Raw genomic sequence first — 15,204 nt, 5'->3', positions numbered from 1 at the left:
TTTCATTCCTTGTAGAGCAATTAGCAGGCAACAGAAGCACAAGTTTAGTTGCCGCCAAAGTATTGCATTATTACATTCACTATCTAGCAAGAGGTGAATACCTCAGAGCTAGACACGAGTACCTCAAAGTTTTATGGGGAGATGATTTTATCGCTCCGCCATACCTTGTATTTTTTGGGCGGATGTCAGTGGATAAGTCACTTGCCAAGATTTGTCAGGCATTTGAGCAGTTAGGAATTAACCAAGCGATCGCAATAGCAGTCAAATCATAACTGACGTAGCTATACGCAAATTAGCGATACCGACCGTAGAGCTACCGCTAACGCACTATAGAAAAGAAAAAAGCAGATGAGTACAACAGGTAAGTTTCGTTTAGGTGCATTCATTCAAGCCACGGGGCATCATGTCTCTGCTTGGCGACACCCCGATTCACAAGCAGATGGTGGTCTGAATTTCGAGCATTACAAGGAAATTACCCAGACCGCCCAACGTGGCTTATTCGATGCAGTTTTCCTGGCGGATAGCCCAGGAGTCTGGGGCGGCGCTCCAGAAACTCAGCATCGCAACGGTAAAATCGCCCATTTCGAGCCGGTTACTCTCTTCTCGGCCTTGTCCTCCGTGACCGAAAACATCGGCTTCATTTCCACCGCCTCGACCACCTATGAAGAACCTTACACCCTGGCACGTAAATTTGCCTCGCTGGACTACTTGAGTAAGGGTCGGGCAGGGTGGAATGTAGTCACCACGGGCAATGAGAATGCTGCACGTAATTTTGGCCTTGAGCATCACCCGGAACACAGCCAGCGTTATGAACGTGCTGAAGAGTTTGTGGAAGTGGTGAAAGGATTGTGGGATAGCTGGGAAGACGATGCCTTCATCCGTGACAAAGAATCTGGCGTCTATTTCGACCCAGATAAACTACATACACTCAACCACAAGGGCAAATATTTTTCTGTAAAAGGGCCTTTGAACGTCGGTCGTCCGCCCCAAGGTTATCCGGTGATCGTTCAGGCTGGAGCCTCCGAATCGGGACGGGACTTGGCTGCACGCACTGCCGAGGTAATTTTCACCGCCAATCAAACCCTAGCTGATGCACAGGAATTTTATACTGACATAAAAGGTAGGCTGGCACAATATGGGCGATCGCCAGACGATCTAAAAATCATGCCTGGTGCTTTCCCAATCATTGGCCGTACCGAATCAGAAGCTCAAGAGAAGTACGAATTCCTGCAATCGTTAATTCATCCCGATGTCGCCTGGGATATTTTAAAGAACTATTACAAAGGTGTGGATCTATCTAAATATTCTTTAGATGATGTAGCTCCCGAACTGCCTAGCGATACCAACACTAACAAGAGCCGTCTCAAACTAGTCAGAGATTTGGCTACTCGTGGAACTCTCACACTGCGCCAGTTGTATCTCTCTCTTGCCACCGCACGAGGTCATCGCACCATACTTGGTACTCCTGAAACCATTGCCGACCAGCTAGAAGAATGGTTCAACAACGGTGCGGCAGATGGCTTTAATATCATGCCGCCAATCCTTCCCACAGGATTAGATGACTTCGTTAACCTAGTCGTTCCCGTCCTCCAGAAACGCGGACTGTTCCGTACCGAATACGAAGGCAGTACCTTGCGTGAAAACCTGGGGTTGCGTCGTCCGGGCAATCGTTTTGCTGCCAAACAAGTGGATGAGAGATTGGTGTTGGCGTAAATGACTTTTCATATCTGCACTGTGTTTAGAGTGCTGTAGTGTAAATGAATTTTTCACAGATGCTGAAGCCATACCTTTTAAAGCGTACCTTCTGTAGATCGCCGCCTTACGGAAAATTGTAGAGAGACGCGATAAATCGCCGTTTCTACAAAAAATCTATTTGTCAATAGCAACATTGGATGCTAGGAAAAACCCTGTAATTTTTTGTTCGCGTAATCTGCCGTAGGCAAGGAAAAAACATGAGTGAATATAGCCGATTAAAGACCTCACGCTCTGCCGCAATCAAAGCAACCCTCGATTATCCAGTAATTGACACCGACGTTCACACCAATGATTTCACCCCAGCATTTGAGGATTACATCGCCAATTACGGCGGCGTGAAACTTGTAGACGAATTACGCAAGACCGAAGCCTCCCGTCTCAACTCCAAAAGTGACGGTAAAGACTGGTATCAACAAACTCCTGAAGAACGTCATTACAACCGGACAATCCGATCGCCTTGGTGGGCTAGAGTCACCAAAAACACCCTGGATCTTGCTACTTATACCCTCCCCGGACTCCTATATGAGCGTCAGGCGGAGCAGGGGTCAGACTATTCAGTGCTGTTTCCCAACAATGTCTTGGCACCGGCTGGAGCTAGCCCAGAGAATCGTCAAGCGCTGCAACGTGCGGTTAATCACTATCATGCTGATATCTACCGCAAATATAGCGATCGCCTGACACCCGTGGCTGGCATTCCCTTGACCAATCCCCAAGAAGGCATTGAGGAGCTAGAGTTTGCCGTTAAAACACTGGGATTAAAAGTAATTAATATTACTGGTGGTGTGAAACGGCCAATCAAAGCGATCGCTGATAAATATCCAGCTGATAAATTCCCTGAAATCGCCAAGTATGCTTCTTATATCGACTTCTACGGACTAGATAGTGAATACGACTACGATCCCTTCTGGGCTAAAGTCGTGGAACTAGGCGTACCCGTCACCACCCATTACGGCAGTCAGGGTTGGACTGGACGCTCCTCTACGAGTAACTACATGAACAACCATATTGGTCACTTCGCCGATGGTTCGGAAGCCTTTGCGAAGGCGTTGTTTTTCGGCGGTGTTACCAAGCGTTTTCCGCAGTTGCGTGTAGCGATGCTAGAAGGTGGTGCAGCTTGGGGTGCTAACGTCTACATTCATCTGGTGGATCGCTTCTCCAAGCGCAATTTAAAGGCACTGCAAAACTACAATCCAGCATTGACAAATGCCGATGAGTTGTTTGAGATATTTGAGCACTACGGTGCGGAAATTACTCAAGGGCATTCCCTCGATAAGGACGAATTAACCAAGAGTGTACTGGGATCTTCATTCAGCCGTCACAGCCGTGCGCCGATTGGTAGCGAATTGGAGGATTTTGCAGCAGCAGGTATTGAAACAACTGAAGACATCCGCGATCGCTGGGTGAACAGTTTCTTCTTTGGTTCCGAGTCCGACGATCGCACGATCGCTGCGGCATTCAACGACAAAGCCAATCCCTTGGGAGTCAAGATCAACGCCATCTATTCCTCTGATGTTGGTCACTGGGATGTACCAGACCTCACCGCCCCACTGGCTGAAAGCTGGGATTTGGTGCAAGAAGGCGTTATTTCCGAAGCCGACTTTAAATCCTATGTATTCGCTAATCCCTACAAGTTTTACACCCAAGCCAACCGCGAATTCTTCAAGGGTACAGCGATCGAATCCAAGGTAGGTAAGACCGAATCCAAACAAGTAGATAAGAGCCTAATAGTGGCGTGATAGGAATTTGAGATTTTAGGCTTTCCTGCGGAACGCTACGCGTAGCTTGCTTCTCCGTTCGCGGAGCGTCTCGTAGAGAAGGAGTACGGCGTGAGCGCTCACGCCGTTCGCTTTTGGATTTTAGATTCAATTCCAATCCAAAATCTAAAATCTAAAATCTAAAATCCTTGCATTGAATTGCCCAATGCCAAAATCAAATTAGGAGTCACAACAATGCCTGTCGAACAACGCTCTTACGACACCAGTAATGGTTCCTTGCCTTATCTTTTCTCGCCTGTTTCTGACAATGGCAACAAACAACCTGCACCCTTAGTGCTGTTTCTGCACGGAGGACGCGATCGCGGGACGGATTTGAATGTGCTGCTGAAATGGGGTCTACCTCGTTTTGTAGATTTATCCGACTCCTTACCTTATGTTTTCGCCGCACCCCAGATTCCGGCTGAACAGACTTGGGCAGATCGAGCAGATGATGTGCTTGCTTTGATTGATGAACTGATCGCTTCCCAGCCCGTCGATCCAGCGCGGGTGATATTAGCTGGGTTTAGCTTAGGCTCGGCGGGGATCTGGCATATCGCTGCAAAGCATGGCGATCGCTTCGCCGGTCTGGTACCTGTGTCTGGACGAGTACCCAAAACATTAGCAGAAAGCGAACTAGCTGCACTCAAAGACATTCCCGTTCAGATATTCCAAGGTGGACAAGACAAAAATCTGCCGATTGAGGATACGGAGAATTTTGTTGAGCGCTTACGCAAAGTAGGAGGGAAAGTTGATTTGACAGTATTGCCCGAAGGCGATCATTTTATTGCAGATCAGGTATACGGCGATCCGAAGTTACAACAGTGGCTAATTTCACAGAGCCGTCGTGAAACTTCTGTAGTCGCTTGAGGCTAAATGTCCAAAAACTAACTTGCAATATTCTGTGAGGTTTGACTGACCGCTCACGCCGAAGTCTGTAATACCGAAGAAAATCAACATTCAGGATGCGTTACTCCCGCCTAATGTCTATGCTGCGATCGCGCCACCAGATACGAATTACGAATTACGCCTTGCGGTACTAGTAGAGTACCGCCAGAAGTCCCTAATACCACCGGACGGCTATCCAGTCGTCCATTTTTATCTTGTATAACAGCTAAAATAATCCGAAGAGATCGACTTTCATGACGAAAAAGGCTAGACAATCTAAATCCTTTCAACGTGCTCCTGATGCACCAAATTTGCCATCAACTCCATTCAGGTTCATTTGCTATTTTGTTAACCAGTTTCGCTGGTGGTATGTGTTAATGGTGATCCTGGAGGTAATACATGCAACCTGTGGCATTATGCTGCCTTATGCTATTGGCGAGATCATCCGGGGCGTGACGCGATCGACGAGCGGCAGCCAGCCCATTTTTGATGCCATGAAGCAACCTCTGATGCTGTTCATCGGCTTGAGTGTGGGTGAAGTGATATTCGGGCGATCGGCTGGACTCTTGCAGACGATCCTCCATCCGATCCACCGACAGCACATCGTCCGATCGCTATATGCATACTTGCAGCACCATTCGCATCGCTACCTGAGCAGCAGTTTTTCTGGGGCATTGGCACATCGGATTAGCGAAACTTCTCTCGGTGTTACCCAGACGATGCAAATGATGATTAGTGAATTTATGCCAGTAATTGTTGTGTATAGCGTCGCCACAACGATACTGTATCGCGCCTATCCTCCCCTTGCTGCACTCGTGGGAATCTGGGCTGTTCTCTTCATCAGTATTTCGTTTTGGCTAGCAACTCGCTGCCGAATTTACTCCCGGAAAGCCGCAGCCGCAAGAAGTGAGACAACTGGCATGATCGTAGATTCGGTAACAAATCTCACTAGTAGCCGACTGTTTGCTCGTTTCGGTTTTGAACGACGCTATTTAAATGAGCAATTAAGGCGCGAACTCAAAGAGGTGAGACAGTCCAACTGGTACTCGGAGCGAATTCGCTGGTTTCAGTTCATCTCAGCAGCGATTCTGAAAATCAGCACCCTATATTACTCGCTTTCTCTCTGGAGTCAAGGAACGATCACTACTGCTGACTTCGTTGTAGCAACCAGCCTGTCGCTGTTAATCATCAGTGAAGCGCGTAATTTGAGCCGCCGCTTTCTGGAATTTTTTGAACATGTCGGTAATGTCGCCAATGGTGTCTTGATCATCGTTCAACCCCACGAGTTGGTTGATCGCGATCGCGCGATCGCACACTCAATCACCCAAGGTAAAATTGAGTTTCGGCGGGTGAATTTCAACTACTCGAACGAGAAGAAAGTTTTCAGCAACCTTTCTGTCACCATCCTACCGGGACAGCGTGTCGGACTGGTGGGTTTATCCGGCTCTGGAAAATCCAGCTTTGTCAATCTGATTCTGCGTTTGTTTGACCCACAATCTGGACAGATTATCATTGATGGGGTCGATATTCAAGACATAACTCAGGATACTTTACACGCCCAGATCAGCTTGATTCCCCAAGATCCGTCTCTGTTCCATCGGACGTTGCTGGAAAATATTCGTTACGGGCGCTTGGATGCAACCGACTCCGAAGTGATCGAGGCGGCGCGAAAGGCTCATGCTCACGATTTCATCGCCCAAATTAAGGATGGTTACGATTCTCTGGTGGGTGAACGTGGTGTAAAGCTGTCTGGAGGGCAGAGGCAGCGCATTGCGATCGCTCGCGTAATCCTCAAAGATGCGCCGATCCTGATCTTGGATGAAGCCACCTCTAGCCTTGATTCAATCACCGAAAAAGCGATCCAGGATAGCCTCGATGTAGCAATGAATGGAAAAACGGTGATCGTGGTGGCTCATCGGCTATCTACCATCGTCCATCTAGACCGGATTCTGGTGTTCGACAAAGGTCGCATTATCGAAGATGGTTCCCACGCCAAACTGCTGGCACTCGGCGGCGCTTACCACAGGTTATGGAAAATGCAGGCAGGTGGATTTATACCGGAAAATCTCGGCGAGGAAGGCATCCGCGAGGCTCGCACTGGCACAGATAACGTCGAAGAAGGAATAATTGCTTGACATTTACCCCTACGTGAGATATATTAACAAATTCAAAATTCAATTCCGGAATCCTCCTGGAAAGACTTTTTAACAACAATTGTTGAGTTAAAAACGCGATCGCTTTGTTTGCTTTGAGAATTGGTCAATAGCGATCGCAAAATTATTTGCTGTAATCCTGAATCGGATCACAATGTCGGTGCGACCCCAAACTTTGACGCGAGAACGTTTCTTGATCGCAGAGGAGATTTTATTTTCTAAAATTTTTTATTTATTTTTTCTTTGACTTTCCGTAGCGATCTCCCAAATGGTCGCACATAAACCTTTTTTGGTGACTTGTTTGTATTTCGCCTTTCAGAGAATACATCAAAAATGATCCTTAGAATACTTTTCTGTTCAAGTAAAAACTATATATTTTGCACATCTAGCACAGTAGGAAACGCCGAAGGGGAGACTAGGTAAAAGGTAAAAGGTACAAGGTCAAAAATAAAAAGTAAATTTACTTGTTCATTTTTGCTTTCTTTCTATCCTTGTGACGCAAGCATTTAGCCTGCTCCGTTTTGGCGTTTTAATTTTTCCTTTCTCCGCCGTAGCAAGTTCACAACAGCTACGACGGAGTTTTGCTTTCTTTGTTTCTCACGTCTAGATTTAGTTTTTTTCAAACTACCTTAGTATTTAACTTATTAAACTTCATTTAATGATTTGTCAAGATATTTCTGAAAATATTTTAGATGAAGAATTCAGATGGCTATTCTTGCGCCCCAGCTTTTTGCAGACTCCGCACGACATTCTTATAACCATTAAATTCTGCAATCATCAAAGCAGTATAACCACCCCGGTTTTTCAAATTCGCATCTGCCCCTGATTGGAGTAATAACTGCACAATTTCGTCATAACCTGCTGAGGCAGCCCACATCAATGATGTTGCCTTGGCTGAGTCTTGAAAATTCACATCTGCCCCCTTTGCCAGCAGCAAATGTATGATCTCTGTGTGCTTGCGTTCGGTTGCCTTGATCAAAGCAGTTTTGCCATCATCCCCCGGAGTATTGGCATCAGCACCATAGTCTAGCAACACTTTCACTGTTTGGGTGTGTCCTTGTGATGCAGCCAACGTCAAAGGTACTTCACCAAGGTTTTTCCCACTCACATCTCCCCCAGAATGCAGCAATGCCTCGACTATTTGGCTATGTCCCTGCAACGCTGCTACAAGCAGTGGCGTATCACCCAGATGGTTTCTAATTTGGACATCTGCACCCCTGTTAAGTAACACTTGCACCACATCAATGTAGCCTTCCACAACGGCAAGATGTAGGGCAGTTTCACCATCTTGGTCTTGGAGATTAATCTCGGCACCTCGATCCAGTAAAGCTGCTACGATCGCACTGTGTCCAGCAGCAGCAGCTACCGATAGCGCAGTTCCACCATCAGCGCTTTTCATATTCACATCAGCCCCTGCTGCTAGCAGTGCTTCCACAATCTTCAGATGTCCCAAGTCTGCCGCTAGGATTAAGAGTGTCTCACCCTCCTCATCTGGGATATTGACATCGACACCAGTTTGGAGAATTGCTTCTATAACTTCTATTTTTCCCTGCTTAACGGCGAGTTTCAACGCAGTATCATCATCTTTATCTGCGATATTAACTTGGGCACCAGCAGCCAATAAAACTCGCACTACATCGATATGACCTTTGAGTACTGCTGCCATTAAAGCTGTGCTGCCATCTTCATTAGTGGCATTGACATCACCACCTCTGGATACTAAAAGTTGCACAATGTCAAGCTGTTTGGCACTAGCTGCCAACATCAAAGCCGTCAAACCATAGAGTTTTCTGGGCAAGTTGATATCTGCCCCAGCATCCAGCAGCGATCGCCCAATTTCCGTGTAGCCTAAATTCGCAGCGAACATTAACGCCGTCGTGCCTTGGCGATCGCACGCGTCCACCTTCGCACCAGCGGCCAGTAGCGCACACAGCCCTTTGATATCACCACTTTTAGCAGCTTTTAGCAGCAAAATATCCTTGTTTTCAGTCATGGATGAGATCCCACACAGCGGGTTTTGTTCGTCTAACGTCAAAATTCAGTCTGAGATTGTTTATCCACTTTGGCAAGAGGGCGAAGGAAAATTGCAGCCAAAGATGGGGGAGATGAAGGAGCGAAATCTTGCTTATTTTCTTTTAATTTGTGCAACTTTAAGCACACAAAATAGAATTATGCTAATTTTTATGAAGATTTAATAATTAGGCGAGAACACGATGAGTCTGGAACTTTCTACGTCGGTGAAATATTGGCTGAACTTTTTTCATCCGGTGCTCATGTGGGCGTTATTAGCACTCTCAATTTATGGTGCCTATTTGGGACTGCAAGTACAGCGTACCAGAAATGCTCAAGGCGAAGAAAAGAAAGAACTGATTAAAGGTAGATATAACGTCAGACACTACCAAATCGGGTCTATACTCCTAGCTTTGATGGTGACAGGTGCGATCGGAGGTATGGCTGTCACCTACATCAATAACCAAAAGTTATTTTTCGGGTCTCACCTGCTAGCAGGACTGGGGATGACAAGCCTAATAGCATTTTCTGCTGCTTTGTCCCCTTATATGCAGAAAGGGGCAAATTGGGCGCGTGCAACTCACATTTTGATAAATTTTACCCTTTTGGGGCTTTTTGCTTGGCAGGCTGTTACTGGTGTGCAAATTGTCCAAAAAATTCTCACTAAAGCATAGGCATTAACCAAGAGTCAAAAAGCAGCCAGTCGTGTGGGCGGTTCTCCCGACTTGAGCGAACTGGCGTTCCAAAGCCGAAAGTTTTTTGACTCTTGGCCAAAGTCGAAGCGTCTTTGGCTTTGCTCTTGAATTACTGCTTTTGCTTAGAATTAGCAGCAAAGGGTGTTTCTAAAGATTTCTGAAAATCTTCCTGAACTTTGCGAGTTAAGCGGCGGGAGACTTGGCGGACAATTTGGTTAAGCAAGCGATCGCCTGTAGATTGAATTAGAGATTGGGGTAAGCGGTGAATAAATCTCGGAAAGTGCAAATGAACCATTAAATCCAATTCCCATTCAACTCTGGTAACCTTGCCAATGCTAGTAGAAGCATCGGTTTCTATTAACTGTAGAGATGCCCGATAATCTACGTCATAACCAGGCGGTTGGTAGTCAGGAATGGGGATTGTACGGATGCGGTAAATACCTTCCTCTGGGGGCAACAATTCCAAACCAATTTTCGGTTCTACTTGATAACCAAAAGCACCAAAACTACCAATTCCTAAAGCGTAGCCATTTTCCCCAAGTGATTGCACTTTCATGGGTTCAGCGCAACGACAAAACCATGAGGCGTGAGCATTAAGATACTCAGCAACCTCTTCTATTGGGGCAGGCATTTCCATAAAATCTTCATAACGACCGTAAAATGTTGTGAGCGTCGCTACATTTGCTTGTGTTAATGCGTCCTCGGTTTCTTCTTGGCTGGACGCTACAGGTAAAACTGCTTCTGTTATTTCCCAGGATTTATATTCGCCGTTTGTTGAGAGCATAAATACGTTACTGTATACTTTGGCGTTCGTCTATATTAATAATTCCCCAGATGCTTGGGTCACTTCGTACTAGTATCCCATTTTTACCGAAACCTCATTAATCTGTCATCGACTCCATAGAATTACTAAAATAAGGAACTGAACAAGCACACAATAGTTTCCCAGGATAGCATTTCTCATGAAAGCATTTGTAGCAGGGGCAACAGGTGAAACAGGTCGCCGGATTGTGCAAGAGTTGATAGCGCGGAATATTCCCGTCATAGCCCTGGTGCGGGATATAGAGAAAGCTAAGGGTATTCTGTCTCCTGAAGCCGAATTGGTAGTAGGCGACGTGTTACAACCAGAAAGTTTAACTGCTGCGTTGGGAGATAGCACAGTTTTGTTGGTTGCTACTGGAGCAAAACCTAGCTTTGACCCCACTGGCCCCTATAAAGTGGATTTTGAAGGGACTAAAAATTTAGTAAATGCTGCTAAGGCAAAGGGAGTTGAGCATTTTGTCTTAGTTTCTTCTTTGTGTACTTCGCGGTTATTCCATCCACTGAACTTGTTTTGGCTGATTTTGTTGTGGAAAAAGCAAGCTGAAGAGTATATCCAGAAAAGTGGTCTTACCTATACGATTGTGCGACCTGGTGGTTTGAAGAATCAAGATAACGCCGACCCCATCGTGATGCAGAGTGCTGATACACTGTTTGACGGTAGCATCCCCAGGCAAAAAGTTGCCCAAGTTGCTGTTGAGGCGCTGTTTGAATCAGATGCACGCAATAAAATTGTCGAAATTGTTGCCAAACCGGAAGCAGCCTCAAAAAGCTTTAAGGAGCTATTTCAACAGTGCTGATATCCGATCTAAATTGACCGCCCCTTGATTCTACTCCCGAAAGCGATCGCTCCATCTCACACCTAAAACGTAGGGGTACGCATTGCTAAACCCCTAAACTTATTCACGACAGACAAGCGATCGCTCTGAAAAATTACCTCTGAAAAAATGCGGTTTAGTATGATAAAATAGACAAAATATGTTCAGGTTTCATAGCCGTTAAACCTTCAATATTCAGAAAGTGCTTAATATTATAAGTTGCAAAGTAATCGACTGGATAGGTAATCACTAATCCTGCTAGACGAATATCAAAAATTCTTGCTGATATACAGTTACAATTAACGGCTAATTCTAAGGTTTTTTCTGTGGTTAATTGGTTAGGATATAGTACTTCAAATTTACCGCTTAAATAAATTTCAGTAATCAGTTGATTAACCTCCCAAGAGGTTAATGATTTATTCTGCATCGCAGCAGGATTAGTTAAAATTCTGTATAGTTCTATGATATTTTGTTCTGCAATAACTCCCTGAATTTTATTTTCAAATACTAGATTTAATAGATGTGCAGAGTTATGGTGGTAAAGCGATGATTCATCATGAGCATAGATTAAAACGTTAGTATCAAAAAATACTTTAATCTTGTTCATAAATCTTTTCTGGATCTAAATATTCCTCTTTTATATCCAGTTTGAATGTGGGAAAATGATATTTTTGTTTTTTGATAGAAATGATCACAATTTCAACTTCATCACCATTTTGTAATGTGTTGGGTAAACTGTCTTGGAGAATAATAGTTTGATTTTGGATATATCCTTTCATATTGCTTAAGAGATGGATACAAGCTGATTTTATTATACTCTCTCATTGAGATACAAGCGATGCCTGCGGCGGGCGTAGCCGCAGCATACCACAACATATACTAAACATTGCACATTCACCACAAAATCACTTTTATTCTGGGAAGTACTCACTATTGAAAATATCTTCAGGAGTAAAAGGGCATTTATCTGGGAAAATCTCAGGCGGTAAACCTGTTTTTTGAATTCCTTGTCTTCTGGCTTTAATATAAACTGCATCTAAGCAGTTAAGAGAATAGTTATAAAGTGTTTTGGAACGAAAAGAAAATTCTAGCTCATCACGAAAATTAGTTATTTCTATTTGCCAGCCTCGTTGACAATCTTCTTTTTCCGTTTCCCAATAACGATAAAGTAAAAGATGAATTAATAATTGTTTTAAGTAACTTTCTAATTTTCGTCTTTGTTCAATTCCCAAAGCTTCGATTTCTTCTGATAAATGTTGCCAATCGAGATTTTGAATATCTTTATTTTCTAATTGTTTAAGTGTTGTTTCTACCCATAAATAATAATCTTCTTCGTAAAGGGTAGGTTCAACAGATTTTAAGATTTCTGTTGTCATAGCTAATCGCTGGAAAAATCAATTCTCTAATTATAACAGAGGTAAGGGAACTCCAAGAAATAAATTACTACTACTTGTGGGGTGGGCATCTTGCCCGCCATATAAACTGGGCGGGCAAGATGCCCACCCCACAAGAAATAATTGAATATTTTTTTATTTGTCAGTCCCTAAGCGATCGCAAAATTCCACACCCAAAAGGGTTTAGCATTGCGCTTTACCCCTACAATCATTCACGATAGACGAGCGATCGCCTTAAGTTTCAGCCCCATGATCAATAACAACTCGTGTGATTTTAGCGACTAAGATGATACTTGCTCGGTATTTTTGAGAGTATGTCGCTTGCTATACTTATTTTTGCAGCTTTTTTCTAATTCTTAAAAAAATGAGCAAATCGGAAATGATAACTGACAATAAAGTGTGAACTTTGCCAGAATGAGTACGTCAATGATTGTTGTTAGCAAAGAGAGCAAATTTGAAGGAGTTGGACTCTGAAAGGCTTTGAATTCAAAGGTGTTGAAAAACTTATTGGGCCAATAGCCGCGCTTCTCGGCTTTGTATATTTGTTGCAATGGTATATTGGAGACTTGCGATCGCCTTCTGATCCCATCTTTGAAGAGAAACAGCCGCCTTTGGTGATGAAACAGGGCGATCCCTATATCCGCGCTTTAATGCGAACTATTTCGGCGAGTGAGGCTAGTGGAAACCGTCCCTATTCCCTGTTATATGGTGGACAGCAAGTAAACGACCTTAGCCGACATCCTGAGATATGCATCACAATTGTCACAGGCCCCAACACAGGTAATTGTTCCACTGCTGCTGGGAGATATCAAATTATCAACATTACTTGGTATCGTTTAGCCCCCCGTTATCACCCAAAGCCAATGCAGATGATGTTTTGGACTGGTTATAGTTTTGAAGCAGAATATCAAGATGTAGTAGTTTACCGTTGGTTAAGTGATTCTAAAGTTTGGGGAATTGATATTTCTCAACAGTTGCGTCAGGGAAAGTTAAATGATGTTTTGCGGCGGCTCTCTCCCACCTGGACAAGTCTAGGATATGGTATAGAAACTAATTCTGTTAGTAGCTCTTTGTCTAAGATTTATCAGAAAATGTTGCAAGAGGAATTAACCGCAGCGAAGCAACCACCAAAAGTAAAATTAGCCCCAACTCCCCAGATTCAGCCATCAGGTAAGCAGCCAAAGAAGCAGTAAAATAAGTTTACTACTTCTGGAAAAACTCTCTGATATTTTGCACAAATTCTACAGTATTTTCAAAGTGAATGTTATGTGCAGTATTACTAATTACTTTTAGTTGTGCAACTTTAGATATATTAGCTATTTCTGTATTTATATCTCTAAACTTTTCGTCATTTTCACCAGCTAATAAAAGTAAAGGTGTTGTATTTTCTTTGAGTTTTTCCCATAAAGATGGTTGATTACCAGTCCCCATAAATTGGAGTGATTTTGTTAATCCAATTAGAGGATTCTGCAAACGATTTTCTAGCAATCTTTCAAATTTTGGATGATTTTTTAGAGAACCAAAAATTGGCTGATTATACCAATTTGACAAAAAAGCAGCAAAATCAGTTTTAATAATACTTCTGCTTAATTTTCTAGCTATTTGAGCATCACTTCTAACTCGTTCTAATCGATCTGCTTCTGTTGCTAAACCTGGGGAAGCTGATTCTAATACAACTTTAATAAAACGTTCTGGGAAATGTAGAGTTAGGTATAAAGCCAATCTTCCGCCCATTGAATAACCAATTAAGTAGCATTTATCTATTTTTAATTCATCTAATAAATTGATTATTGCTTGAGCCGTGGGTTCTATTTTATAGTATTCATCACCTCCTAAAACCTGGGTTTTACCATGTCCTGGTAAGTCAAGGGTGAGATAAGAAAATTCTTCACCTAGTAATTTTATGGCTTCATCGAATTCATTAATGTTTCCCATGAAGCCGTGTAAAAAAATAATTAGAGAGGTGTTTATATTGACATTTAAATAATAGTTAAATTTATATTTTTTTAAAGTCATTTCCGCAAGCTTCATTACGAATTACGAACTTGTACTGAACGCAGCCGTTGGCGCAGCCTAAGAAGAGAAGTATTAGGAATTATTTGAATTTTGGCATAAATAACCCTCTGCCTGAGTCAATACACCAAATCTGGCATCTCTACAAAATGTCTTGTCGTGCTAGTTAATTTTTTCTTTCTCTAATTCTTAAGGTAAAAATCGATCTAAAGCAGCTTTTAGCTGTTCAATTTCAACATCAATATTACCCTCTTGTGCGGCTCTACCAATACACTCAGTTAAATGTTCATCCAAAATAATTCGCGCTACCCGATCCAATGCGCCGCGCACTGCGGCAATTTGCAATAGAACATCAGGACAAGGGCTACTTTGCTGCACCATTCCCTTAATACCGCGAACATGTCCTTCTATACGCGATAATCGATTGACAATTCGCCGTAAAGACTCTTCGCTATGGACATGAGGATGAGCCGATTCTCCAGTCCCATGAGTATGATCTGTATACTCATGGTCTGTATCCTGATGGTGGGAATGTTCTGCTTGCTGGGATGTTGGCAAGGATTCCTTGCTTAATCGGTTTGATCCATTCATGGGTTATCAAAGTGCTTGTGGTAGTAAGATCCTAGTCTAGTACTCGATCAACCCAAAATTTCTGGGTGAGACAATTTTGGATTTTGGATTTTAGATTAAAGAATTGAAAAGAGCAATCAAGTCACGGGCAAGTCATTTAATTTTAGATTTTGCGGAAAGTTGCTCTTGCGGCTCTGCCGCGCCACTTCCTATAACGGGGGGAACCCCCCTTCGGGTTCACCAGTCGCCTACGGCGGGAAACCCGCCTACAGCGCTGGATTCACCGCAACGGAGTGGCTTGACTTGAGCAAACTTTCCAAGACGGATTAAAGAATTAT

16 protein-coding genes are annotated in these 15,204 nt (G+C 43.6%); 8 read left to right on the top strand and 8 right to left on the bottom strand.

Features of this window, described 5'->3' with window-relative positions; genetic code table 11:
• Positions 1-62 precede the first annotated feature (62 nt).
• From HWQ23_RS01820 to HWQ23_RS01805, 4 genes are all read left to right on the top strand, one after another.
• On the top strand, positions 63-272 hold the full coding sequence (locus tag HWQ23_RS01820) for a hypothetical protein (RefSeq protein ID WP_292823058.1): 210 nt from the start codon (positions 63-65) through the stop codon (positions 270-272).
• A gap of 76 nt (positions 273-348) precedes the next feature.
• Entirely contained in the window at positions 349-1,713 is a 1,365-nt protein-coding gene (locus HWQ23_RS01815) for an LLM class flavin-dependent oxidoreductase (protein WP_292823057.1), read from the top strand.
• A 239-nt stretch (positions 1,714-1,952) separates the two neighbouring features.
• On the top strand, positions 1,953-3,491 hold the full coding sequence (locus HWQ23_RS01810; protein WP_292823056.1) for an amidohydrolase family protein: 1,539 nt from the start codon (positions 1,953-1,955) through the stop codon (positions 3,489-3,491).
• 213 nt (positions 3,492-3,704) lie between these two features.
• Complete coding sequence (locus HWQ23_RS01805; RefSeq protein ID WP_292823055.1) at positions 3,705-4,376, top strand: carboxylesterase family protein; 672 nt, start codon at positions 3,705-3,707, stop codon at positions 4,374-4,376.
• Between the two features lie 110 nt (positions 4,377-4,486).
• Here HWQ23_RS01805 and HWQ23_RS01800 read toward each other — a convergent pair whose 3' ends face one another.
• Positions 4,487-4,669, bottom strand: a complete 183-nt coding sequence (locus HWQ23_RS01800) for a hypothetical protein (RefSeq protein WP_292823054.1) — start codon at positions 4,667-4,669, stop codon at positions 4,487-4,489.
• On the opposite strand from HWQ23_RS01800, the gene HWQ23_RS01795 reads away from it, so the two are divergent.
• The gene (locus HWQ23_RS01795; RefSeq protein ID WP_292823053.1) at positions 4,649-6,529 is read left to right on the top strand and encodes an ABC transporter ATP-binding protein; all 1,881 of its coding nucleotides are present in this window, start codon (positions 4,649-4,651) and stop codon (positions 6,527-6,529) included. The two genes, HWQ23_RS01800 and HWQ23_RS01795, sit on opposite strands and share 21 nt — an antisense overlap.
• A gap of 727 nt (positions 6,530-7,256) precedes the next feature.
• Here the strand turns inward: HWQ23_RS01795 and HWQ23_RS01790 are convergent.
• Positions 7,257-8,540, bottom strand: a complete 1,284-nt coding sequence (locus HWQ23_RS01790) for an ankyrin repeat domain-containing protein (protein ID WP_292823052.1) — start codon at positions 8,538-8,540, stop codon at positions 7,257-7,259.
• A gap of 220 nt (positions 8,541-8,760) precedes the next feature.
• Between HWQ23_RS01790 and HWQ23_RS01785 the strand changes: the two genes are divergently transcribed.
• Positions 8,761-9,231, top strand: coding sequence for a DUF4079 domain-containing protein (locus HWQ23_RS01785; RefSeq protein WP_292823051.1), 471 nt, complete (start codon positions 8,761-8,763; stop codon positions 9,229-9,231).
• Positions 9,232-9,361: 130 nt separating this feature from the next.
• Here the strand turns inward: HWQ23_RS01785 and HWQ23_RS01780 are convergent, their stop codons facing one another.
• Positions 9,362-10,036, bottom strand: a complete 675-nt coding sequence (locus HWQ23_RS01780; RefSeq protein ID WP_292823050.1) for a DUF1997 domain-containing protein — start codon at positions 10,034-10,036, stop codon at positions 9,362-9,364.
• A gap of 178 nt (positions 10,037-10,214) precedes the next feature.
• Between HWQ23_RS01780 and HWQ23_RS01775 the strand changes: the two genes are divergently transcribed.
• Positions 10,215-10,871, top strand: a complete 657-nt coding sequence (locus HWQ23_RS01775) for an NAD(P)H-binding protein (protein WP_292823049.1) — start codon at positions 10,215-10,217, stop codon at positions 10,869-10,871.
• Positions 10,872-11,025: 154 nt separating this feature from the next.
• Here the strand turns inward: HWQ23_RS01775 and HWQ23_RS01770 are convergent, their stop codons facing one another.
• From HWQ23_RS01770 to HWQ23_RS01760, 3 genes are all read right to left on the bottom strand, one after another.
• A complete protein-coding gene (locus HWQ23_RS01770) occupies positions 11,026-11,496 on the bottom strand; it encodes a type II toxin-antitoxin system VapC family toxin (RefSeq protein WP_292823048.1) in 471 nt (156 codons plus the stop codon).
• Entirely contained in the window at positions 11,483-11,668 is a 186-nt protein-coding gene (locus tag HWQ23_RS01765) for a hypothetical protein (protein ID WP_292823047.1), read from the bottom strand. Before HWQ23_RS01765 ends, HWQ23_RS01770 begins: the two co-directional genes overlap by 14 nt.
• 132 nt (positions 11,669-11,800) lie before the next feature.
• Positions 11,801-12,265, bottom strand: coding sequence for a DUF29 domain-containing protein (locus HWQ23_RS01760; protein WP_292823046.1), 465 nt, complete (start codon positions 12,263-12,265; stop codon positions 11,801-11,803).
• Positions 12,266-12,828: 563 nt separating this feature from the next.
• Here HWQ23_RS01760 and HWQ23_RS01755 point away from each other — a divergent pair.
• Entirely contained in the window at positions 12,829-13,476 is a 648-nt protein-coding gene (locus HWQ23_RS01755) for a glycoside hydrolase family 24 protein (RefSeq protein WP_292823045.1), read from the top strand.
• A 10-nt stretch (positions 13,477-13,486) separates the two neighbouring features.
• Here the strand turns inward: HWQ23_RS01755 and menH are convergent, their stop codons facing one another.
• A complete protein-coding gene (menH, locus tag HWQ23_RS01750) occupies positions 13,487-14,299 on the bottom strand; it encodes a 2-succinyl-6-hydroxy-2,4-cyclohexadiene-1-carboxylate synthase (RefSeq protein ID WP_292823044.1) in 813 nt (270 codons plus the stop codon).
• Positions 14,300-14,485: 186 nt separating this feature from the next.
• A complete protein-coding gene (locus HWQ23_RS01745) occupies positions 14,486-14,887 on the bottom strand; it encodes a metal-sensing transcriptional repressor (RefSeq protein WP_292823043.1) in 402 nt (133 codons plus the stop codon).
• Positions 14,888-15,204 lie beyond the last annotated feature (317 nt).

The sequence above is a fragment of the Nostoc sp. JL33 genome (genome assembly GCF_017114985.1).
In the GTDB taxonomy this organism is placed as follows: domain Bacteria; phylum Cyanobacteriota; class Cyanobacteriia; order Cyanobacteriales; family Nostocaceae; genus Nostoc.
This window is presented reverse-complemented; position numbering and strand designations above follow the sequence as displayed.